Here is a 20399-nt window from a genome sequence, read left to right as displayed (position 1 = left end):
GCAGGACGGAGGCAGCAGTCATCATGTGCGGGATCATCGGGGTCGTACGCCGGCCCTCCACCCGAGCCACCCCCCAGCCGGAGGAGATCCTCGATCCCCTCGGCGTCGCCGCTGCCGCGCTCGAGGCCCAGCCCAGCGATCCTGCCGGCGTCCTCGACGTGCTGGCACGGTCGGCGACCGCCCTGGAGGCGGCCGACCGCCTCCTGCGCGGCACCCCGGGGGTCACCTGCCTGCTGCGCCACCGCTCGCTCGTGGCCGAAGCCGGCGCCCTGGTGGACACCACGACCGGCCGCCTGGCGGCGCTCGAGGCCCAGCTCGACGCCGGCGCCGCCGGCCTCGGTCCCGACCTGCTCGAGGCCGTCAACGCCGCCCTCATCCGCGTCAAGGACGCTGCGTGGGCTGTGCAGCGAGACCGCCTGCCCACCGCCGAGAAGGTGCGGTCCCTCGCCGGCGCCGAGGCCGGTACCGCCGCCATCGAGGCCTTCACCTCGGTGCAGCAGGCCCTGTCCGCGCTCGATCGCCTCGAGGTGCGGGGCCGTGACTCCGCGGGGCTCCACCTGCTCGTCACGGGTCACGGCCTCGACCTCACGTCGCCGGCGGTGGCCCCCCTCCTGGGCGACCGCGAGGGCGACCGCCTCTTCGAGTCGCTGGCCGTGCGTGCGTCGGCCGCCGACGCCGGTGAGGCCGTCCTCAGCTTCGTGTACAAGGCCGCCGCCGAGATCGGGGAGCTCGGCGACAACACCGCCGCCCTGCGGTCCGCCATCGAGAGCGACGAGCTCCTCCACCTGGCGCTCGCCGCCGACGGGGCGCAGGCCCTGGTCCTCGGCCACACGCGGTGGGCCAGCGTCGGCATCATCTCCGAGGCCAACGCCCACCCCCTCAACTCCGACGAAGAGGCCGGCGGCACGTCCGGGCCCTACGTCACCGCGGCGCTCAACGGCGACGTGGACAACTTCGCGGACCTCAAGTCCGCCCACGGCCTGGTGCTCGCCCCCGAGATCACCACCGACGCCAAGGTGATCCCCACCCTCGTGTCCCGACGGGTGGCCGCCGGCGAGTCGCTCGACTCGGCCTTCCGCGCCGCCGTCGCCTCCATGGAGGGCTCGGTCGCCATCGGGGCCAGCGCGGCGACCTCGCCCGACCATCTGCACCTGGCCCTGCGGGGCAGCGGCCAGGCGCTCTACGTCGGCCTCGCCGAGGACCTCTACATCGTGGCCAGCGAGCCCTACGGGGTGGTGGAGGAGACCGCCGCCTACCTGCGCCTCGACGGCGAGACCCCGGCCAACCCCGAGAACCCCACGGCCAGCCGGGGCCAGATCGTCGTGCTCGACGGCAGCCGGGCGGGCACGCTCGACGGCATCGACCGCCACGCCTACGACGGCACCCCCTTGCCCGTCACCGAGGCCGATCTCGCCACCGCCCAGATCACCACCCGCGACATCGACCGGGGCGCCTTCCCGCACTTCCTCCTCAAGGAGATCACCGAGGCGCCCACCTCGTTCCGCAAGACCCTGCGGGGCAAGCTGCTCGACCACGCCGGCGAGCTCTCCGTGGTCCTCGGGGCCGACACGATCCCGGACGACCTGCGCGCCGACCTCGCCGACGGGCGCATCACCCGGGTGATCGTCACCGGCCAGGGCACCGCCGCGGTCGCCGGCGAGAGCCTGGCCGTCGCCCTGTCGGATGCGCTGAAGGACACCGCCGTGCGGGTCGACGCCGTGCTCGCCACCGAGCTCTCCGGCTTCGCCATGCGGCCCGACATGTCAGACACGCTCGTCGTGGCCATCAGCCAGTCGGGGACGACCACCGACACCAACCGCACGGTCGACGTGGTGCGGGCGCGCGGCGCCCGGGTCATCGCCATCGTGAACCGCCGCAACAGCGACCTCACCGACAAGGTCGACGGCGTGCTCTACACCTCCGACGGACGCGACGTGGAGATGAGCGTCGCCTCGACGAAGGCCTTCTACTCCCAGATCGCCGCCGGCTTCCTGCTCACGGTCGCACTGGCGGACGCCTTCGGGGTCGCTCCCGCCGCCGATCGCCAGGCGCTGCTGGCCGCCCTGCGTGATCTCCCCGAGGCCCTCGAAGCCACCATCGCCACACGGCCCGCCGTCGCCGCCGCCGCTCAGCAACTGGCCCCGCACCGCCGGTACTGGGCCATCGTTGGCAACGGCGCCAACCGGGTGGCCGCCCGCGAGATCAGGATCAAGCTCTCCGAGCTCTGCTACAAGTCCATCGCCTGCGACAGCACCGAGGACAAGAAGCACATCGACCTGTCGTCCGAGCCACTCATCCTCGTGTGCGCCGCCGGCCTCGAGGGCTCGAACGCCGACGACGTGGCCAAGGAGGTGGCCATCTACCGGGCCCACAAGGCCGCGCCGGTGGTCATCGCCACCGAGGGCGAAGGGCGCTTCGCAGCGGCACTCCAGGCCCTCACCGTCCCCGCCACCGACCCGCGCCTGGCCTTCGTGCTGGCGGCCATGGTCGGCCACCTCTTCGGCTACGAGGCGGCGCTGGCCATCGACGGGCTGGCCAAGCCTCTGCGCTCGGCGCGAGCGGCGATCGAGGGCACGGTGGCCCACAGCATCGCCACCGCCGACCCCGAGCGGCTGCTCACCGGCCTGACCTCCACCCTCGAGCCCCTCGCCGGCCAGTTCTTCGACGGCCTGCGGGCGGGCGAGTACGACGGCCACCTCGAGGCCAGCACCGCGGTGCGGGTGGCCTCGATGTTCCGCTACGCCCTGGGCGTCACGCCGCTCGACCTCTACCAGATCGAGAACGGCAAGGTCGGCACCCCGGCGGTGGTGGTCGAGGATCTCACCGCCGCCCTCGGCCGCGCCATCGAGGAGCTCACCCGCCCCATCGACGCCATCAAGCACCAGGCCAAGACCGTGACCGTGGGCATCTCCCGCTCGGACGAGACGCTCCTGGCCGCCCCGCTGGTCCGGGCCGTGCTCGACGCCGGCGCCGCCCGCGACCGCCTCAGCTACCGCTCGCTGCGCACGCTGGCCGACCTCGACCCCGCCGTGGTCGAGGTCACCGGCTTCACCCGCTACCGGATCGACGGTCGGGTGGACACCGGGGAGGCCACCTCGGTGGTGGTCGACCGCGGGGGCATCGCCCGGGAGCTCACCTCCCGTACCGAGCGCAACCCGGCGCTGCGGGGCACCAAGAACCGCGTCGCCACCGACCGCGAGGTGCTGGTGGCCAAGGGTCGCCGCGACGGCCGCACCCTGGTCATCGTCCCCGAGATCAAGGACAACCAGGCCACCGGGCTCACCCTGCTCCACGTCCGCTTCGCCTCCCACCTGCCCGTGGCCACCATGCGCGCCGTGCTCCAGGGCTACCGCGGCCGGTTCGCGGCGCTGCGCGACTCGGTCACGGAGACCGAGCCGACCTTCCGCGAGGACCTGCTCCGCGACCTCGACGTCGTCACCCTGCTCACCGAGCCGGTCACCGACCTCGCCGAGCGGTGGCGGGCCAACGGCGCCTCGTGACGGGCCCGGGCGAGCCGTCGTGAGGGCCCGGTGATCGGGATCGGGACCGACCTGGTCGACCTGGACCGCTTCCGGGACGCCCTGGAGCGCACCCCGGGGCTCGTCCCCCGCCTCTTCTCGCCCGCCGAGCAGGCCTACGCCGAGCGCCGCAACGACCCCACCGAGCGCTACGCGGCCCGGTTCGCGGCCAAGGAGGCCGTCATGAAGGCACTGGGGGTGGGCCTCGGCGCCTGCGAGTTCACCGACATCGAGGTGGTGCGCGACGAGGACTCGGGTGCGCCGGCGGTGGCCCTGCGGGGCCGGGCCGCCGTCCTCGCCGAGGAGGCCGGCGTGACCCGCTGGCTGCTCACCCTCACCCACTCGCACGCCGCCGCCCACGCCATCGCGGTCGCGCTGTGATCCCCGTCGTCACCCCCGAGGAGATGGGCGCCATCGACGCGGCGGCGCCAGCGCCCGTCGAGGAGCTCATCGAGCGGGCCGGGACCGCGGTGGCCCAGGCGGCCATCCAGCTGCTCGGGGGCACCTACGGGCGGCGGGTCGTGGTGCTGGCGGGCAAGGGCAACAACGGCAACGACGGCCGGGCCGCCGCGGCGCGGCTCAGGCGTCGGGGCGTGCGCGTCGAGGTCGTGCGCGCCGATCTGGCCCCCGACCACCTGCCAGCGTGCGATCTGGTGATCGATGCCGCCTACGGCACCGGCTTCCGCGGCACCTATGAGGCGCCCGATCCCGGCGCCGCCCCCGTGCTCGCGGTCGACATCCCCTCCGGGGTCGACGGCCTCACCGGGGTCGCCTCGGGCCGGGTGCTCCGGGCGACCCGCACGGTGACCTTCGCGGCCCTGAAGCCAGGGTTGGTGTTCAACGACGGCCTCGAACTGGCCGGCGACGTCCACACCGCCGACATCGGCCTCGACGTCTCCGGCGCGTCGGTCCACCAGATCGAGGCGGCCGACGTCGCCGCGTGGCTGCGCCGACCCCCGGTCGACGCCCACAAGTGGCAGCGGGCGGTCTGGTGCATCGCCGGGTCGCCCGGGATGACGGGAGCCGCCCACCTGGCCGCCCGCGCCGCGCAGCGCGCCGGTGCCGGCTACGTCCGCCTCAGCTCGCCCGGGGTGGTGGACGACCCGCTGCGCCCGACCGAGGCCGTGGGCCACGCCCTGCCGCCCGAGGTGTGGACCCCCGACGTCGGCCACGACGCCCACCGCTTCGGCGCCTTCGTCATCGGGCCCGGCCTCGGCCGCACCGAAGAGGTGGCCACCGGCGTCCGTGCCCTGCTCCGCGAGCTGGCCCAGCCCGTCGTGCTCGACGGGGACGGGTTGTCCACCCTCGGCTCGCGGGCGATCCACTTCTTGACGTCGCGCCGGGATCCGTTGATCCTCACCCCCCACGACGGGGAGTTCGAGCGCCTCGCCGACCACCCACCGGGACCCGATCGCATCGCCTCGGCCCGTGCCCTGGCCGCCGAGACCGGCGCCGTGGTGCTGCTCAAAGGGCACACCACGGTCGTGGCCGAACCGGGCGGCGAGGTGCTGCTCTCCGCCAGCGGGGACAGCCGCCTCGCCACCGCCGGCACGGGCGATGTCCTCGCTGGGGTGATCGGCGCCCTCTGCGCCTCCGGCGTCGACCCGTTCCACGCCGCCGCCGCCGGTGCATTCATCCACGGCGTGGCCGGCACCCTAGGCTGGCGGCGAGGACTGGTGGCCGGCGACCTCGTCGACCTCCTGCCCGAGGCGGTCGAGCGCATCACCTCGTCCGACGGCCCCTGAGGCACCACCGGCCCGACCCTTGCCCCTCCGACCTGCAGCCCAATCGACAGGACCCCGATGCTGACCCAGGACCTGCCCGTTCGTGACGTCATGACCACCGAGGTGGTGACGGTCACCCCCGACCAGTCCATCGAGGACGCCATGGGCGCTCTCGTCACCGCCGGCGTCGACGCCGCCCCGGTCGTGGACGCCGCCGGCACCGTGGTGGGCGTGCTCTCCACCGGCGACCTCATCGTGCAGGACGCCCAGGTGCACGGCCCCACGGTCATCAGCCTGTTCGGCGCCTACATCGAGCTCCCGTCGTGGCGCAAGGAGTTCGAGGACGACTTCAAGAAGGCCGTGGGCGCGGTCGTCTCCGAGGTGATGGACGACGAGCCCATCACCTGCGGCCCCGACGACACCGTCGGCGCCGCCGCGACGCTCATGCACGACAACGACGCCTCCCGCCTCCCGGTCGTCGATGGCGGCCAACTGGTGGGCATCATCGCCCGGGGCGACATCCTGCGGGCCATGGTCGAGGCCGGCCGTGACACCTCCGGGACGACCGACGCCTGATCCCACCGGCGCCGGCGTCCCCGTCACGGGACGCCCGGCCTGGGCCGAGGTCGACCTCGCCGCCGTCGCCCACAACGTCGCCGTCCTCATCGAGCGGGTGGCGCCGGCGCAGGTGTGTGCCGTGGTCAAGGCCAACGGCTACGGCCATGGTGCGGTCCCCGTCGCCCGGGCCGCCGTCGGCGCCGGCGCGTCCTGGCTGGCCGTGGCGCTGGTGGACGAGGGGGTCGAGCTGCGTGACGCGGGCCTCGACGCGCCCGTGCTCGTGCTCTCCGAGCCCCGCCCCGAGGAGATGCCCCGGGTGGTGGCCGAGAGGTTGACCCCTGCCGTCTACACGCTGGAGGGCGTCACCGCCCTGGCCGAGGCGGCCCGGGTGGCAGGGGTCGTGGTCCCGGTGCACCTGAAGGTCAACACGGGCATGAATCGGGTGGGTGCGCAGCCCGGCGAGGTGCTCACGCTGGCTCGAGCCATCGACACCGACCCGGCGCTGCGCCTGGACGCGCTCTGGACCCACTGCGCGGTAGCGGACGAGCCCGACCACCCCTTCACCGCCGAGCAGCTGGCGCGCTTTCGGGCCGCGGCCGCCGAGCTCGAGGGTGAGGGGTTGCACCCGCCCCTGTTGCACGCCGCCAACTCCGCTGCCGCGCTCGTGCATCCCGAAGCCCGCTTCGACCTCGTCCGAGCCGGGATCGCCGTCTACGGCATCGATCCGGCGCCGGCGCTGACCGGCGTGGCCGCCCTCCAGCCGGCCCTGTCGCTGCACGCCCACGTCACCCACGTGAAGCGCGTGGGCGCCGGCGAGCGGGTGTCGTACGGCCTCCGCCACGAGTTCGGCCGCGACGCCACCGTCGCCACGGTCCCCCTGGGCTACGCCGACGGCGTGCCCCGGCGCCTCAGCGGGGTGGGCGGCGAGGTCCTCGTCGGAGGCCGGCGCAGACCCATCGTCGGCGTGGTCACCATGGACCAGCTGATGGTCGACTGCGGCGACGACCCGGTGGCGGTCGGCGACGAGGTCGTCCTCATCGGCCGCCAGGGCGCCGAGGCGGTCACCGCCAACGAGTGGGGCGACCGCCTCGGCACCATCGGCTACGAGGTGGTGTGCGGGATCGGCCCGCGGGTGCCCCGGGTCTACCGGGGCGGCTGAGGCTCCGCCGTTACTTGGCGGCGATCTGCTCGAGCAGCAGGACCATCTTCTCCTCGTTGGTGGGGTCGGCCGGTGCGGCGCCGGCGGCGCGACGCTCCCGCAGGGCGTTCATGGGCACGACCAGGAAGAAGTACAGCGCCGCACCCACGAGCAGCAGGTTGACGATGGCGGTGATGAGCACGCCGTAGCGGATCACGCTGTCGCCGATGCCGATGGTCAGGTCGTTGAAGTCGGGCTTGCCGATGATGGCCGCCACGATCGGCATGATGATGCCGTCCACGAGCGCGTTGACCACCTCCTTGAAGGCGAGGCCGAGGATGAGGCCGACGGCCAGGTCGATGGCGTTGCCCTGGATGATGAACTTCTTGAAGCCTTCGAGCATGGGGGTTGCTCCCTCTCCGTAGCGGTGCGACGTCCCGTGATCGGTCGTCGCGCGGTTCCCGCCCCGACCGTAGACCTACGCTCGTGCCGTGATCACCGAGGTGCCCGGGGTCTGGGCCGGCCATTGGACCGACGCCGTCGGCCGGACGGGCTGCACCGTGGTCCTGTTCCCCGAGGGCACGGTCGCCTCGGGCGAGGTGCGGGGCGGGGCCCCGGCCACCCGCGAGACCGCGCTGCTGGCGCCCGAGCGCCTGGTGGACCGGGTCGACGCCGTCGTCCTGTCGGGCGGCTCCGCCTTCGGGCTGGCCGCCGCCGACGGCGTCATGCGCTTCTGCGAGGAGCAGGGCGCCGGCTTCCCCACCTCGGCCGGCCCGGTGCCCATCGTCGTCGGGTTGTCGCTCTACGACCTGGGGGTGGGCGATGCCCGGGCCCGCCCGGGGGCCGAGCAGGGCTACGCCGCGTGCGTGGCCGCCCGCCCGGAGCCGATGACGCTCGGGCAGGTGGGCGCAGGCACCGGTGCGACGTTCGGGACCTGGGGTGGTGCCGGTGCCGGGCGTCCCGGTGGTCTCGGTGGAGCGGTGCAGCGACAGGGCGACCTCGTCGTGGCGGCGCTCCTCGCGGTCAACGCCTCCGGCTGGGTGGACACCGGCGACATCGACCCCCGTCCCGGTGGCGGGGGCCTCGCCACCAACACCACCATCGGGGTGGTGGTCACCAACGCCCGCCTCGACAAGGTCGGGTGCCACCTGCTGGCCCAGTCGGCCCACGACGGTCTCGCCCGCGCCCTCGTCCCGGCCCACACCCGCTTCGACGGCGACGCCGTGGTCACGGCGTCGGTCGGCCCCGACGAGGCCAAGGTGGACGCCCAGGTGGACCACGTGCGCTGGCTGGCCATGACCACCGTCGAGCAGGCCATCCGCGCCGTCGGCGCGATCCGCCGGGCCTGACCGTCCCGATCCTGCCCTGCCGGCCCGTTCGGCCCCTTCTGGGACCACCGTGTTGTCGCAGGGAACAACGGGGTGGACCCGGAACGAGGGGGGTGGGGTCCGGGGAGGGGTCGAGTGGGGGCGACGGCCCTAGCCTGGGCACGATGTTCGAGGTCGCCACCACCTCGGCGGCGGGCACCAGGGCCGTCGCCGCCGCCGTCGCCGGTCAGGTCCGCGCCGGGGACCTGCTCGTGCTCGCCGGCGACCTCGGGGCCGGCAAGACCGCCTTCACCCAGGGCTTCGGCGCGGCGCTGGGTGTCGAGGTGCCCATCACCAGCCCCACGTTCACGCTGGCGCAGCGCTACGAGGGTCGCCTGCGGGTCCACCACCTCGACGTGTACCGCCTCAGCGGGCCCGAGGAGGCCGCCGACCTCGACATCGCCGACCTGCTCGAGGACGAGGCCGTCACCCTGATCGAGTGGGGCGACACCATCCGTCCCGCCCTGCCCCCCGACTTCCTCGAGGTGCGCTTCACCCTCGGCGAGGGCGACGACGATCGCAGCATCGCCTTCACCGCCGTCGGCCCCGGTTGGACCGACCGCCTGCCGGCGCTGGCCGAGGCCATCGCCGAGGTCGTCCCGTGCTGATCCTCGGCATCGACACCGCCACCGATCAGGTGAGCGTGGCCATCGGCGGCCACGAGGGCGTGCTCGGCTCGGTGGCCGTCGCCCGTGGGCGCCGCCACGCCGAGACCCTGACCCCCGCCATCGAGTTCCTGGCGGCCCAGACCGATGTCGGCCTCGACGAGATCGGGGTGGTCGCCGTCGACGTCGGGCCGGGGCTGTTCACCGGCCTGCGGGTCGGGATCGCCACGGCGAAGGCCATGGCGTACGCGCTGCGGGTGCCCATGATCGGCGTGGCCAGCCTCGACCTGGTGGCCTTCCCGTTGCGGGAGACCGGCCGCCTGATCGTCGCCGCCGTGGACGCTCGACGGGGTGAGCTGTTCTACGCGCTCTACCGGCCGGTGCCCGGCGGCGTGCAGCGCCTCGGCGAGTACCAGGTGGGCTCGCCCGGCGACCTGGTCTCCGAGCTCGTGGCCCGGGGCGAGGAGTGCCTGCTCGTGGGCGACGGCGCCCGCCGCTACAACGACGACTTCGAGGGCCTCAGCCGGGTGCGGGTCGCCGATCAGGAGGTCGCCCACCCGAGCGCGGCCTCGCTCGTGCAGCTCGCCCACGCCCAGGCGCTGCGTGAGGAGTTCATCCAGCCGTGGGAGCTCGAGCCGCTGTACCTGCGCACCCCCGACGCGATCGCCAACTGGACCTCCCGCGCCGACGAGGGGCCCTCGTGATCGACCCGACCGAGCTCGAGGTCGTGGCGGTCCCCGCCGGTGCCCCTGACGACCTCGCCATCGTGCCCATGCGCCGCCGACACCTGCGCGGGGTGCTGCGCATCGAGACGCAGGCGTACCCCAAGCCGTGGACCTACGGGCTCTACCTCAGCGAGCTGGCCCTCGGGGGCCTGCGCTGCTACCTCGTGGCCCGCAGCCGGGGCGAGGTCGTGGGCTACGGCGGCGTGATGTACATCGGCCCCGACGCCCACGTCACCACCCTGGCCACCGCCCCCGAGTTCCATCGCCGGGGGATCGCCGGCCGCGTGCTGCTGGGCCTCGCCCGCGCCGCGGTGGCCCACGGCGCCGAGAACCTGACCCTCGAGGTCCGGGTGAGCAACGACGCGGCCATCGCCCTCTACCGTCGGTTCGGCTTCGTCCCGGCCGGGGTGCGCAAGAACTACTACGCCGAGGTCAAGGAGGACGCGCTCGTGATGTGGGCCAACGACATCGGCACCGACGAGTACGCCACCCGCCTCGCCCGGCTCGCGGCCGAGCTCGACCCCACGGGCACGGTGCCGACCGCCGGCCTCCGGGTGACCGCCGAGGCCGACCGCACCGACGCCGCACCCGGGGAGGACCGCACGTGATCGCCGACGACGCCCGCATCCTCGGCATCGAGACGTCCTGTGACGAGACGGCGGCGGCCGTGCTCCAGGGGCCGCGGCGGGTGCTGTCCTCGGTGGTCAGCAGCCAGATCGACCTCCACGCCCAGTTCGGCGGGGTGGTGCCCGAGATCGCCGGCCGGGCGCACGTCGAGCTGGCGGTGCCGGTGGTGGCCGAGGCCGTCGTCGGCGCGGGCCTGACCGAGGGCGACATCGACGCCGTCGCCGCCACGGTGGGCCCCGGCCTCATCGGCTCGCTGCTGGTCGGGGTCAGCACCGCCAAGGCCCTCGCCCTCACCTGGGGCGTGCCCTTCGTGGGCGTCAACCACCTCGAGGCCCACCTGTACGCCGCCGGACTGGAGGCGCCCGAGGTCGAGCCACCCTTCGTGACCCTGCTCGTGTCCGGCGGCCACACGCTGCTCGTCGCCACCGAGTCGTACGGCCAGCACCGGGTGCTCGGCTCGACCATCGACGATGCCGCCGGCGAGGCCTTCGACAAGGTGGCCCGCTACCTCGACCTCGGCTACCCCGGCGGCCCGGTCATCGACCGCCTGGCCGTCGAGGGCGACCGCGACGCCATCGCCTTTCCCCGGGCGATGCGCCACGACGGCCTCGACTTCTCCTTCAGCGGTCTCAAGACCTCGGTGGTCAACCACGTGCGCAAGCACCCCGACGTGGCCGTGGCCGACGTGGCCGCCTCGTTCCAGGAGGCCGTGGTCGACGTGCTGGTGGCCAAGACCCTGGCCGCGGCCGACGAGGTCGGCGCCGACGTGCTGTGCCTCGGCGGCGGCGTGGCCGCCAACTCCCGCCTGCGCGAGGTGTTCCTCGACGCCTGCGACGCCAGCGGCCGCAAGGGCTACGTCCCCAGCCTGGCCATGTGCACCGACAACGCCGCCATGGTGGCCGCCGCGGGCTGGTGGCGCCTGCACCACGACGGGCCCACGAGCCTCGGCGCCGGCGCCGACCCGTCCCTGCGCCTGGTCTGAGTCCGTCGGCCTACTCGGCAGTTGCCGGGTCCAGCGCCGGGCGCACGTGGCCCCACAGGTCCTCGGCGGCGAGGCGGGCGCCGAGCTCGTTGGTGTGGGCGCCGTCGAGGTACACGTCGTCCTCGACGCCGTCGTAGACGCGGGTGCCGTCGATGGTGCCCGGCGGGAGCCCGTCGAGGAAGGCGGGGTCCCAGCCGTGGGCCTGGGGCTGGAGGACGAAGCGCACAGGCACGTCGTGGCGGGCGGCGACGTCGCGGGCGGCGGCGTGGCTGCGGGCGTACACGTCGAGTGCGGTGTCCACCACGATCGCCGGGCTGGCCACCCGCTCGCTCTGCATCCACGAGGGCAGCTCGCCGGGTGCGCGGGTGAAGCGGTCGACGAGGCGGGCCACGCCGCTGTTGCGGCGATAGGCGGTGGCGAGGTCCCGCACGCTGTCGAGGTAGCCGGGCTCGGTGTAGTACCGCTGGTGGACCTCGCCGCCGAGGTGGCGCATCAGCTGCGATCCACCGTGGGTGGGGTCCTCCGAGAAGTCGCTCTGCTGCACGGCGAAGTCGTTGAGGCCGTCGTAGAAGACCGCCAGGTCGTAGCGCTCGCCGGCGGCGAGGAGTCGCTCGAAGTACTGGTACTGCTGCCAGGCGACCCAGCCGTACATGCCGTAGTTGTGCACCTCGAGGGCGATCCCTTCGGACTCGGCGACGCGTGCCAGCTCGGAGGCGATGGTGTGATCGTCACGTTGGCCCACCCCCCACACGACCGAGCCCCCGAAGATGGCCACCCGGAGGGGTTCCTCGCCGTCGGGCACGGCGGGCTGGTACGAGATCCGTTCGAGGTCCGTGGTGTTGATGTAGCGGCTCTCGTAGGGATGGAAGCCGTACATCAGGTAGGGCTCGTAGTCCTGGCGCTCGGCGAAGAGACGCAGGCCGTCCTCGGTGTACTGCTCGGCCCAGGGCTCGTCGCGGACGGCGGGCGCGTCCATGGTGTCGACGAGCCAGCGTTGGGCCTGGAGGAACGCCGCCTGCTCGCCCGGCGCGATCCCGGTGCCGCCGAGGAACGCACCGAGCGCGACGTCGAGCGCCACCAGCGCCACGACCGCGAGGGCGAGCCGGCCGAGCAGGCCCCCCGTGGTCAGGCGCCGACGGGAGGGCTCGCCGCCGACAGCCCGCCGGGGCGCGGCCTCGATCGGGCCGGTCTCCTCCGTCGGGGTCTCGCCGCCCGCCGCGACCCGGGGTGCGGGCGTCCTGGGGACCCAGCCGTCCGCCCCGCGCGGCACGCCGAACGGCCGTCGACGCAACGGGGTGGTCACGACCCAGAAGGGCACGATGACCACGACGAAGAGGGCGCCCAGCGCCACGAACGAGAGGGCGCGTCCCGCACCGTGGCGCAGGGAGGCAACGCCACGGCGGACCGCCGGACCGAACCCCGGATGGAGGGTCTGGGCCTGGCCGAGCGCCAGCGCCAAGAGGGCGACGGCGAGGGCCGCCAGGGGGCGACCCCACGCCACCAGGGCGAGGGCCAACGACGCCGCGACGAACGGACCGACCCACTTGCGGGTCGCACGGGCCGCTCCGGGACCGCTGCGGGTCGCCGGAGGGCCGGTCGTCACCACCGTCCCCATGCGCAGAGTCTCGCACTCCGGGTTGCCGCCTTCGCGGTCGCGGTCGTAGCATTAGCACTCGGCACCCGAGAGTGCTAAAGCTTCCACCAGAAGCACGCAGCCGAGAAGCAACGTCCGAGAAGACACAGGGAGTTACCCGCAATGAACCTCCAGCCCCTCGACGACCGCATCGTCGTCAAGCCCGGCGAGTCCGAGGAGACCACCGCCAGCGGCCTGGTCATCCCCGACACCGCCAAGGAGAAGCCCCAGCAGGGCGAAGTCCTCGCCGTCGGCCCCGGCAAGCGCTCCGATCAGACCGGCGAGCTCATCCCCATGGACGTGAGCGTCGGTGACACCGTCGTCTACAGCAAGTACGGCGGCACCGAGATCTCCTCGGGCGGCCAGGATCTCCTGATCCTCTCGGCCCGCGACGTCCTCGCGATCGTCAAGTAGGCGCCGATGTCGAAGATCCTGAAGTTCGACGAGGACGCCCGCCGCGGCCTCGAGGCCGGCGTGAACAAGCTGGCCGACGCGGTGAAGGTGACCCTCGGCCCCAAGGGCCGCAACGTGGTGCTGGACAAGAAGTTCGGCGCCCCCACCATCACCAACGACGGCGTCTCCATCGCCCGTGAGGTGGAGCTCGAGGACCCCTTCGAGAACATGGGTGCCCAGCTCGTGAAGGAGGTGGCCACCAAGACCAACGACATCGCGGGTGACGGCACCACCACCGCCACCGTGCTGGCCCAGGCCATGGTCAAGGAGGGCCTCCGCAACGTGGCCGCCGGCGCCAACCCGATGAGCCTCAAGAAGGGCATCGAGAAGGCCGTCGCCGCCGCCGTCGAGTCCCTGGCCGACCAGGCCAAGGAGATCGACGAGAAGTCGGAGATCGCCCAGGTCGCCGCCATCTCGGCCGCCGACCCGGCCATCGGCAAGGTCATCGCCGACGCCATCGACAAGGTGGGCAAGGACGGCGTGGTCACCGTCGAGGAGTCGAACACCTTCGGCATGGACCTCGACTTCACCGAGGGCATGCAGTTCGACAAGGGCTACCTGTCGCCGTACTTCGTCACCGACGCCGAGCGCCAGGAAGCGGTCCTCGAGGACCCGTACATCCTGTTCATGAACGGCAAGATCGGTTCGGTCCAGGACCTGCTGCCCGTCCTCGAGAAGGTCATGCAGAGCGGCAAGCAGCTGCTCATCGTGGCCGAGGACGTCGAGGGCGAGGCCCTCGCCACCCTGGTGGTCAACAAGATCCGCGGCACGTTCCACGCCGCCGCGGTCAAGGCCCCCGGCTTCGGCGAGCGCCGCAAGGCGATGCTCCAGGACATGGCGGTGCTCACCGGCGGTCAGGTCATCTCCGAGGAGATCGGCCTCAAGCTGGACAACACCACCCTCGACCTGCTCGGTCGGGCCCGCAAGGTCGTCATCACCAAGGACACCACCACCATCGTGGAAGGTGCCGGCGACAAGGCGGACGTCGACGGTCGCATCGCGCAGATCCGGCGTGAGATCGAGGAGAGCGACTCCGACTGGGACCGCGAGAAGCTCCAGGAGCGCCTCGCCAAGCTGGCCGGCGGCGTCGCCGTCGTCCAGGTCGGTGCCGCCACCGAGGTGGAGCTCAAGGAGAAGAAGCACCGCATCGAAGACGCCCTGTCGGCCACCCGGGCCGCCATCGAGGAGGGTGTGGTCGCCGGCGGCGGCACCGCCCTGCTCCGCACCCGGGAGTCGGTGGAGAAGGTGGTCAAGAAGCTGAAGGACGACGAGTCGACCGGCGCCAAGATGGTGCTCGTCAGTCTCGACGCCCCGGCCCGCCTGATCGCCGAGAACGCCGGCCACGAAGGTTCCGTCGTCGTCCGTCAGACCTCGGGCGAGATCGGCCCCATCGGGTTCAACGCCGCCACCGGCGAGTTCGAGGACCTGATCAAGGCCGGCGTCATCGACCCCGCCAAGGTGACCCGTGCAGCGCTGCAGAACGCGGCGTCGATCGCGGCCATGCTCCTGACCACCGAGGCCCTCGTCGCCGACAAGCCCGAGGAAGAGTCGGCCATGCCGGCGATGCCGGGCGGCGGCATGGGCGGCATGGGCGGAATGGGGGGCATGATGTGATCCTCCCGCTGGGGCGCGGCTGACCGCCCCCGGCGGGTCCTGTCACCGATCCGGTATCCGAGAATCGCCACGGAAAGGCATGTGGCGATCTCTCGGACCCTCCGGATCGGCGCCACCCCCCGGGGGCTCGCTCCTCGCCCCGGTGGGGCTGATCACCTCATGCTCATTCCGAGTCTGGAAGAGCGCCGGCCCTTCGGGCCGGCGCTCTTCGGGTTTTCGGACGCCGTGGCGCGTCTAGGGTCAGGCGCCATGGATTCGGAGACTGCAGAGATCGAGATCGACGCTTCGCCCTCGGAGACGTGGGCGGTCGTGGGGGACTTCGGGGGGCTGATCTGGATGCCCGGGATCGACGAGTGCACCGTCGACGGCGACGTCCGGACGATCTCGATGATGGGCATGGAGATCAAGGAGCAGCTGAAGGGCCGTGACGAGGACGCCCGCTCCATCGCCTACGCCATCGTCGACGGCCCCGTGCCGCTCGACAGCCACCTCGCCACCATCACCGTGCACGACGGCGCCGACGGCGGCTCCCGGGTGACCTGGCAGGTCGACGTGGAGCCCGAGGGCGCCGCCATGTTCAAGGACATCTACCAGGGAGCGCTCGGCGCCCTGAAGGACAAGCTCGAGGGCTAGGGCACCTCGTCGGGCGGCACGCCGCCGTCCTCGGATTCGGCCTGCTGGACCTCCTCGACCGCTTCCTCCTCGGAACGGGCGAGGAGGCGGCCGGTCTGGTGGCGGACCCGCCCGAGGTTGCCGACCAGCGCGGCCACGAGGGTCACCAGGAAGATCTGGCCGACCAGCGACTCGATCATGGCGAACGACCGCGCCAGCTGGCCCACGGGCACGATGTCGCCGTAGCCGAGGGTGGCCAGGGTGACGTAGCTGAAGTAGAGCAGCCCGAACTGGGGACTCTCCCCGAGGTTCCCCCCGAACACGCTGGGATCGATGTCCCACATCGCGTGGTAGACGAACGCGAAGGCCATGCCGAACAGCAGGTAGGCGCAGATGGCGCCCAGCACGGTCTGGCCGCTGATCACCAGGTGCTGGAAGATGCGGCGCAGGATCACCACCGGGGTCACGACCACGAGGACGCCGAGGAGCAGGCTCGAGAAGGCCTCGCTGTCGGTGACCCCGGCCAACGCGTTACCGGCCAGGCCGAGCAGGGCCAGGGTGACGGCGCCGAGGGCGAGCCGGTGGGTGCGGGGCGTCACGTGGGAGATGCGCAGGGCCAGGAGCAGCACCGCCGCCATCAGGAACCCCTGGATGGTGGCCCCCCACTTGTTGTCGTCGAGGAAGGGGATCAGGACGAACTGGGCGAGGATGACCACGAGCAACAGCCCATAGCTGTCGACCAGCTTCGGCGGCTTGGCCGGATCCTGTGCACGCCCCACAGCTCCGTTTGCTAGCACACGCGCCGGTACCATCGGCCCATGGACCAGCGCCCGCCGCCCGACCCCGCCAAGCTCCTCTCGTACTGGATGGAGTGGGAGAAGGGCGAGACCACGCCGGGCACCGTGATGAAGAACCTGAAGGTCGGCGGCCTGCGAGAGCTCCTCGAGGCCATGGTCGAGCCGCCCACGCCTTGATGCCGGGCGCTCGGGGCGGATCGCAGGTCATCCCCCGCCCGGCCGACGTACAGCCCGGCGGGCCCGCCCCGTGGGCGGGTCTGGCGCCGGACGAGCGCCGCGTCCCCCTCGGAACCGTGGTCGAGGCGGTGGAGCGCCTCGGCGAGCCGCGTCCCATCACCGGCGGCGCACCCCCGGGGGCGCGACCGTCGGCCGTGCTCGTCCCTCTTTACGAGGACGCGGGCGAGACGGTGGTGGTGCTCACTCGCCGTGCCCAGCACCTGCGCGCGCACAAGGGCGAGGTGAGCTTCCCGGGTGGTCGCCAGGAGCCCGGCGAGGTGCCGACGGAGACCGCACTGCGCGAAGCCGAGGAGGAGACCGCCCTGCCCCCGGCCACCGTCGAGGTGATCGGCGAACTCGACCCCCTCGCCACTTTCTCGAGCCAGTCCCTCATCGTGCCCGTGGTGGGACGACTCGCCGGGCGTCCCGAGCTCGTGGCCCAGGAGGCCGAGGTCGAGGCCATCCTCCACGTACCGCTTTCCGAGCTGCTGCACGACGACGCCTACCGGGAGGAGCTCTGGCGCTTTCCCCAGGGGTACCACCCGCTCTACTTCTTCGAGATCCCGGGGGACACCGTCTGGGGCGCCACCGCGCGGTTGTTGCACCAGTTGCTCTCGGTCGTCACGGGGACGGGACGATGAGCGAGGGGACGGGCCCCGTGGAGCCGCCCAGCTTCCACATGACGCCCGACGAGTTCCGCCGGCGGGGCTACGAGGTCGTGGACTGGATCGCCCGCTACCTGGAGGGAGTCGAGGACCGACCGGTGCTGTCGCAGGTGGCGCCGGGCGAGGTCCGGTCGCAGCTGCCCGAGCACCCGCCCGAGCACCCGGAGCCCTTCGAGGCGGTCATGGCCGACGTCGAGCGGGTCATCCTCCCCGGGGTCACGCACTGGCAGTCCCCCAACTTCTTCGCCTACTTCCCGGCCAACTCGTCGGGCCCGTCGGTGCTCGGCGACCTGCTCTCGTCGGGCCTCGGCGTGCAGGGGATGCTCTGGGCCACCAGCCCGGCCTGCACCGAGCTCGAGACCGTCGTGCTCGACTGGGTCATCGATCTGCTCGATCTGCCCGACCGCTTCCGCTCGACCGGTGCGGGGGGAGGCGTGATCCAGGACTCGGCGTCGAGCGCCACCCTCTGCGCCGTCATCGCCGCCCGTCACCGGGCGGCCCCCGACGGCGACCTGACCGGCCTGGTGGCCTACACCTCGAACCAGGCCCACTCGTCGGTCGAGAAGGGCGTGCGGGTCGCCGGGCTGCCCGCGTCCGCCCTGCGCACCATCGACGTCGACGAGTCGTTCGCGATGCGCCCCGACGCCCTCGCCGCCGCGGTCGAGGCCGACCTGGCCGCCGGACTTCGGCCATTCTTCGTGTGCGCCACCGTGGGCACGACGTCGTCGACGGCGCTCGACCCGGTGCCGGCCATCGCCGACGTGTGCGAGCGCCACGGCCTCTGGCTCCATGTGGACGCGGCCATGAGCGGATCCGCAGCGGTGGTGCCCGAGCTGCGCTTCGTGAACGACGGCCTCGAGCGGGTCGACAGCTACTGCTTCGACCCCCACAAATGGCTGTTCACCAACTTCGACTGCGACTGCTTCTACGTGGCCGACCGCTCGGCCCTCGTCGGGGCGCTTTCGGTGCTGCCCGAGTACCTGCGCAACGCCGCCTCCGAGGCGGGCGCGGTCGTCGACTACCGCGACTGGCACGTGCCCCTGGGCCGGCGCTTCCGCGCCCTGAAGCTCTGGATGGTCATCCGCCACTACGGCGCCGAGGGCCTGCGCCACCACCTCCGGCGCCACGTCGAGCTCACCCGCGAGCTGGTGGGCTGGATCGACGCCGACGACCGCTTCGAACTGGCTGCCCCCGTGCCCCTGAACCTCGTGTGTTTCCGCCACGTCGGCGGGGACGAGGTCAACCAGCGCGTCCTCGACGCCTGCAACGCATCGGGGGCCCTCCACCTCACCCACACCCGGCTCGACGGACACCTCACCCTGCGCCTGTGCGTCGGCCAGACCACCACCGAGCGCCGCCACGTCGAGGCCGCCTGGCAGCGCATCGCCGGTCTGGCCTGACGGGTGCGCCGACGCGCGCGCCTGCTTCAGCGGGGCGGAGCCACGTCTGCCATCTCCGTCAGCATCGGGGCCAACTCGGCCCACATGGCCTCCGCCACCATCCGGGCGCCGATCTCGTTGGTGTGGACGTCGCTGATGTAGACCTCGTCCTGACGTCCGTCCAGTGCGTCGGAGATGTCGACGACGTCGTTCGGCAGGCCGGTGAGGACCGCGGGGCTCCACCCCGTGGAGGTCGGCTGCCAGAAGAAGCGGACGGGTACGCGGTGCGTCCGGGCGAGTGGTCGGATCAGGTCCAGGGACCGGCGGTAGACCGACAGGGCGGCGGCCCGTTGCTCTTCTTCGCTCTCATCGCTCAGGTGGGCTTGCCACGACGGTGCCGGTGCCGTGCCGAAGAGGTGGTCCGCCGTCCGCCAGAGCCCACTGCTGCGGCGGTAGGCGTCGAGGAGCTCCCGCGGTCCTCCGAGGAAGCCGGGGGCGGTCTCGTGTTCCTCGTGGAAGCGGGTGGCGAGGGACTGGAGGCTGCTGGCGCCGAAGTGCGTGGGATCGGTGGAGTACTCGGTGCGCTGCGCCAGGAACTCGTTGTACCCGTCGTAGAACACCGCCAGATCGAACTCACGCCCTGCGGCGAGGAGACGTTCGAAGTAGGCCTGCTCCTGCCAGGAGACCCATGCCGGGAAGCCGTAGTTGTGCACCTCGAGGGTGACGCCGTCCTCCTCGGCGAGGCGAGCCACCTCCGAGGGGACGGTGTGCTCGTCGCGCTGTCCGATGCCGAAGGTCGTGGACCCACCGAAGAACGCCACCCGGAGCGGGGTCGCGCCAGGTGATGGTGAGGGCCGGTAGGACCGCCGCGCCCCGTCCTCCACGTTGAGGTGAGGGCTCCGGAAAGGGTGAGGTGCGGCGACGATGAAGGGGACGTACGTGGGTGTTACGAGCTGGAAGTCGGCGAGGGACTCACCGAAGCTCGCGGCCCAGGGCTCGTCGACGACGTTGGGCATGGCCATCGTCTCGGCCGCCGCCTCCCGCTTCTGGGTCACGAGATCCCCACGGTCGGCGGGAGGGAGGAGCCCGGTCCCCGAGAGCAGGGCGCCGGCGAGGACGTCGACGGCAAGGAGTCCCAGGACGAAGGAGGCGACGAGGGCCGGTCGGGGTCGCGGCAGACTCCGTCGCCGAGCCTGGCGCCGGCGACCCGGCGAGGTCGGCCGAGCCCGGGTGGCCGGGGGAGGGTCGCCGGTCGCTCTTGCTGTGTGGGCACGGCGGGCCGCCCTCGGGTCGTTGGGTGCCCGGGTGCGCCACCGGCTGTCGCGTTGGCGCCGGGTGGTTCCGAGGGGCGGGCTCCGAAAGAGCAGGCCGAGGATCCAGCCGGGGACCACCAGGACCACGAAGACCATGGTCAACGCGACCCGCGCTGCGGCCAGCGCCACTGCTCGTGGTGCGGCCAGGACGAAGGTGACGGTTCGTCGGGCGAGGCGGGGGCGGAGAACCACGAGCTGTGCCCAACCCGCCGCGACCACGATGATCGCCCCGCCGAGGACGGGCCGACGAGCGGACAGGGCCACGGCCAGCGCGAGGGTCGTGGCGATGACCGCCAAGGTCCCAGGGCCGAGCGCGGCGCGCGGCCGGTCACCCGCCCGTCCGTCGGCTTTGTCCTCCGCCCCGAACGCACTCGACGTCGCCATTTCGGCCGCGACCCCAGTACCGATGACGGCCATCGTAGTCATCGGAGCCGATCGGCTCAGGGGCTACTTCGCCGTCATCTCGATCTTCA

General features: G+C 72.7%; 20 protein-coding genes. 16 read left to right on the top strand and 4 right to left on the bottom strand.

The window, feature by feature from the left end:
• Positions 1 to 23: 23 nt before the first annotated feature.
• From JNK12_11610 to JNK12_11590, 5 genes are read left to right on the top strand one after another with little or no spacing between them, the layout of a single operon-like run.
• Positions 24 to 3500, top strand: a complete 3477-nt coding sequence (locus tag JNK12_11610) for an SIS domain-containing protein (protein MBL8776577.1) — start codon at positions 24 to 26, stop codon at positions 3498 to 3500.
• Positions 3501 to 3530: 30 nt separating this feature from the next.
• Positions 3531 to 3899: a holo-ACP synthase gene (locus JNK12_11605; GenBank protein MBL8776576.1), complete on the top strand. Its 369-nt coding sequence runs from the start codon at positions 3531 to 3533 to the stop codon at positions 3897 to 3899.
• Positions 3896 to 5263 carry an NAD(P)H-hydrate dehydratase gene (locus tag JNK12_11600; GenBank protein MBL8776575.1) on the top strand — a complete coding sequence of 456 codons (1368 nt, stop codon included), beginning with the start codon at positions 3896 to 3898 and terminating at the stop codon, positions 5261 to 5263. Before JNK12_11605 ends, JNK12_11600 begins: the two co-directional genes overlap by 4 nt.
• Positions 5264 to 5320: 57 nt before the next feature.
• Positions 5321 to 5818, top strand: a complete 498-nt coding sequence (locus JNK12_11595) for a CBS domain-containing protein (GenBank protein MBL8776574.1) — start codon at positions 5321 to 5323, stop codon at positions 5816 to 5818.
• Positions 5790 to 6959, top strand: coding sequence for an alanine racemase (locus JNK12_11590; protein ID MBL8776573.1), 1170 nt, complete (start codon positions 5790 to 5792; stop codon positions 6957 to 6959). Before JNK12_11595 ends, JNK12_11590 begins: the two co-directional genes overlap by 29 nt.
• Positions 6960 to 6969: 10 nt before the next feature.
• On the opposite strand, the gene mscL is transcribed toward JNK12_11590, so the two are convergent.
• Positions 6970 to 7341 (bottom strand): large conductance mechanosensitive channel protein MscL, encoded by a 372-nt coding sequence (gene mscL, locus JNK12_11585; GenBank protein ID MBL8776572.1) that lies wholly within the window; start codon positions 7339 to 7341, stop codon positions 6970 to 6972.
• Between the two features lie 88 nt (positions 7342 to 7429).
• Here mscL and JNK12_11580 point away from each other — a divergent pair, with 88 nt between their 5' ends.
• The 5 genes from JNK12_11580 (at position 7430) to tsaD (ending at position 11244) form a co-directional block, all read left to right on the top strand.
• A complete protein-coding gene (locus tag JNK12_11580) occupies positions 7430 to 8287 on the top strand; it encodes a P1 family peptidase (GenBank protein MBL8776571.1) in 858 nt (285 codons plus the stop codon).
• 143 nt (positions 8288 to 8430) lie between these two features.
• Positions 8431 to 8913 (top strand): tRNA (adenosine(37)-N6)-threonylcarbamoyltransferase complex ATPase subunit type 1 TsaE, encoded by a 483-nt coding sequence (gene tsaE, locus JNK12_11575; GenBank protein ID MBL8776570.1) that lies wholly within the window; start codon positions 8431 to 8433, stop codon positions 8911 to 8913.
• A complete protein-coding gene (tsaB, locus tag JNK12_11570) occupies positions 8907 to 9614 on the top strand; it encodes a tRNA (adenosine(37)-N6)-threonylcarbamoyltransferase complex dimerization subunit type 1 TsaB (protein ID MBL8776569.1) in 708 nt (235 codons plus the stop codon). The genes tsaE and tsaB overlap by 7 nt, the downstream gene beginning before the upstream one ends.
• On the top strand, positions 9611 to 10243 hold the full coding sequence (rimI, locus tag JNK12_11565; protein MBL8776568.1) for a ribosomal protein S18-alanine N-acetyltransferase: 633 nt from the start codon (positions 9611 to 9613) through the stop codon (positions 10241 to 10243). The genes tsaB and rimI overlap by 4 nt, the downstream gene beginning before the upstream one ends.
• Positions 10240 to 11244, top strand: coding sequence for a tRNA (adenosine(37)-N6)-threonylcarbamoyltransferase complex transferase subunit TsaD (tsaD, locus tag JNK12_11560; GenBank protein ID MBL8776567.1), 1005 nt, complete (start codon positions 10240 to 10242; stop codon positions 11242 to 11244). The genes rimI and tsaD overlap by 4 nt, the downstream gene beginning before the upstream one ends.
• A 10-nt stretch (positions 11245 to 11254) precedes the next feature.
• Here tsaD and JNK12_11555 read toward each other — a convergent pair whose 3' ends face one another.
• Entirely contained in the window at positions 11255 to 12859 is a 1605-nt protein-coding gene (locus tag JNK12_11555; GenBank protein MBL8776566.1) for an SGNH/GDSL hydrolase family protein, read from the bottom strand.
• A 141-nt stretch (positions 12860 to 13000) separates the two neighbouring features.
• Between JNK12_11555 and groES the strand changes: the two genes are divergently transcribed.
• The 3 genes from groES to JNK12_11540 all read left to right on the top strand — a co-directional run bounded on the left by groES (position 13001) and on the right by JNK12_11540 (position 15577).
• On the top strand, positions 13001 to 13291 hold the full coding sequence (gene groES, locus JNK12_11550; GenBank protein MBL8776565.1) for a co-chaperone GroES: 291 nt from the start codon (positions 13001 to 13003) through the stop codon (positions 13289 to 13291).
• A gap of 6 nt (positions 13292 to 13297) precedes the next feature.
• The gene (groL, locus tag JNK12_11545; protein ID MBL8776564.1) at positions 13298 to 14944 is read left to right on the top strand and encodes a chaperonin GroEL; all 1647 of its coding nucleotides are present in this window, start codon (positions 13298 to 13300) and stop codon (positions 14942 to 14944) included.
• 249 nt (positions 14945 to 15193) lie between these two features.
• Positions 15194 to 15577 (top strand): SRPBCC family protein, encoded by a 384-nt coding sequence (locus tag JNK12_11540; GenBank protein ID MBL8776563.1) that lies wholly within the window; start codon positions 15194 to 15196, stop codon positions 15575 to 15577.
• Here the strand turns inward: JNK12_11540 and JNK12_11535 are convergent.
• On the bottom strand, positions 15574 to 16335 hold the full coding sequence (locus tag JNK12_11535; GenBank protein MBL8776562.1) for a two pore domain potassium channel family protein: 762 nt from the start codon (positions 16333 to 16335) through the stop codon (positions 15574 to 15576). The genes JNK12_11540 and JNK12_11535 overlap by 4 nt on opposite strands.
• Before the next feature lie 39 nt (positions 16336 to 16374).
• Between JNK12_11535 and JNK12_11530 the strand changes: the two genes are divergently transcribed.
• From JNK12_11530 to JNK12_11520, 3 genes are read left to right on the top strand one after another with little or no spacing between them, the layout of a single operon-like run.
• Positions 16375 to 16530, top strand: coding sequence for a hypothetical protein (locus tag JNK12_11530; GenBank protein ID MBL8776561.1), 156 nt, complete (start codon positions 16375 to 16377; stop codon positions 16528 to 16530).
• Complete coding sequence (locus JNK12_11525) at positions 16530 to 17210, top strand: CoA pyrophosphatase (protein MBL8776560.1); 681 nt, start codon at positions 16530 to 16532, stop codon at positions 17208 to 17210. Before JNK12_11530 ends, JNK12_11525 begins: the two co-directional genes overlap by 1 nt.
• 38 nt (positions 17211 to 17248) lie before the next feature.
• On the top strand, positions 17249 to 18634 hold the full coding sequence (locus JNK12_11520) for an aspartate aminotransferase family protein (protein ID MBL8776559.1): 1386 nt from the start codon (positions 17249 to 17251) through the stop codon (positions 18632 to 18634).
• Between the two features lie 26 nt (positions 18635 to 18660).
• Here the strand turns inward: JNK12_11520 and JNK12_11515 are convergent, their stop codons facing one another.
• Positions 18661 to 20343: an SGNH/GDSL hydrolase family protein gene (locus JNK12_11515; GenBank protein MBL8776558.1), complete on the bottom strand. Its 1683-nt coding sequence runs from the start codon at positions 20341 to 20343 to the stop codon at positions 18661 to 18663.
• Between the last annotated feature and the right edge of the window lie 56 nt (positions 20344 to 20399).

This window comes from Acidimicrobiales bacterium (assembly GCA_016794585.1).
Lineage (GTDB): Bacteria > Actinomycetota > Acidimicrobiia > Acidimicrobiales > DATDAH01 > JAEUJM01.
Note: the sequence above shows the minus strand (reverse complement) of the source record. Positions and strands in the feature narration are given on the sequence as shown.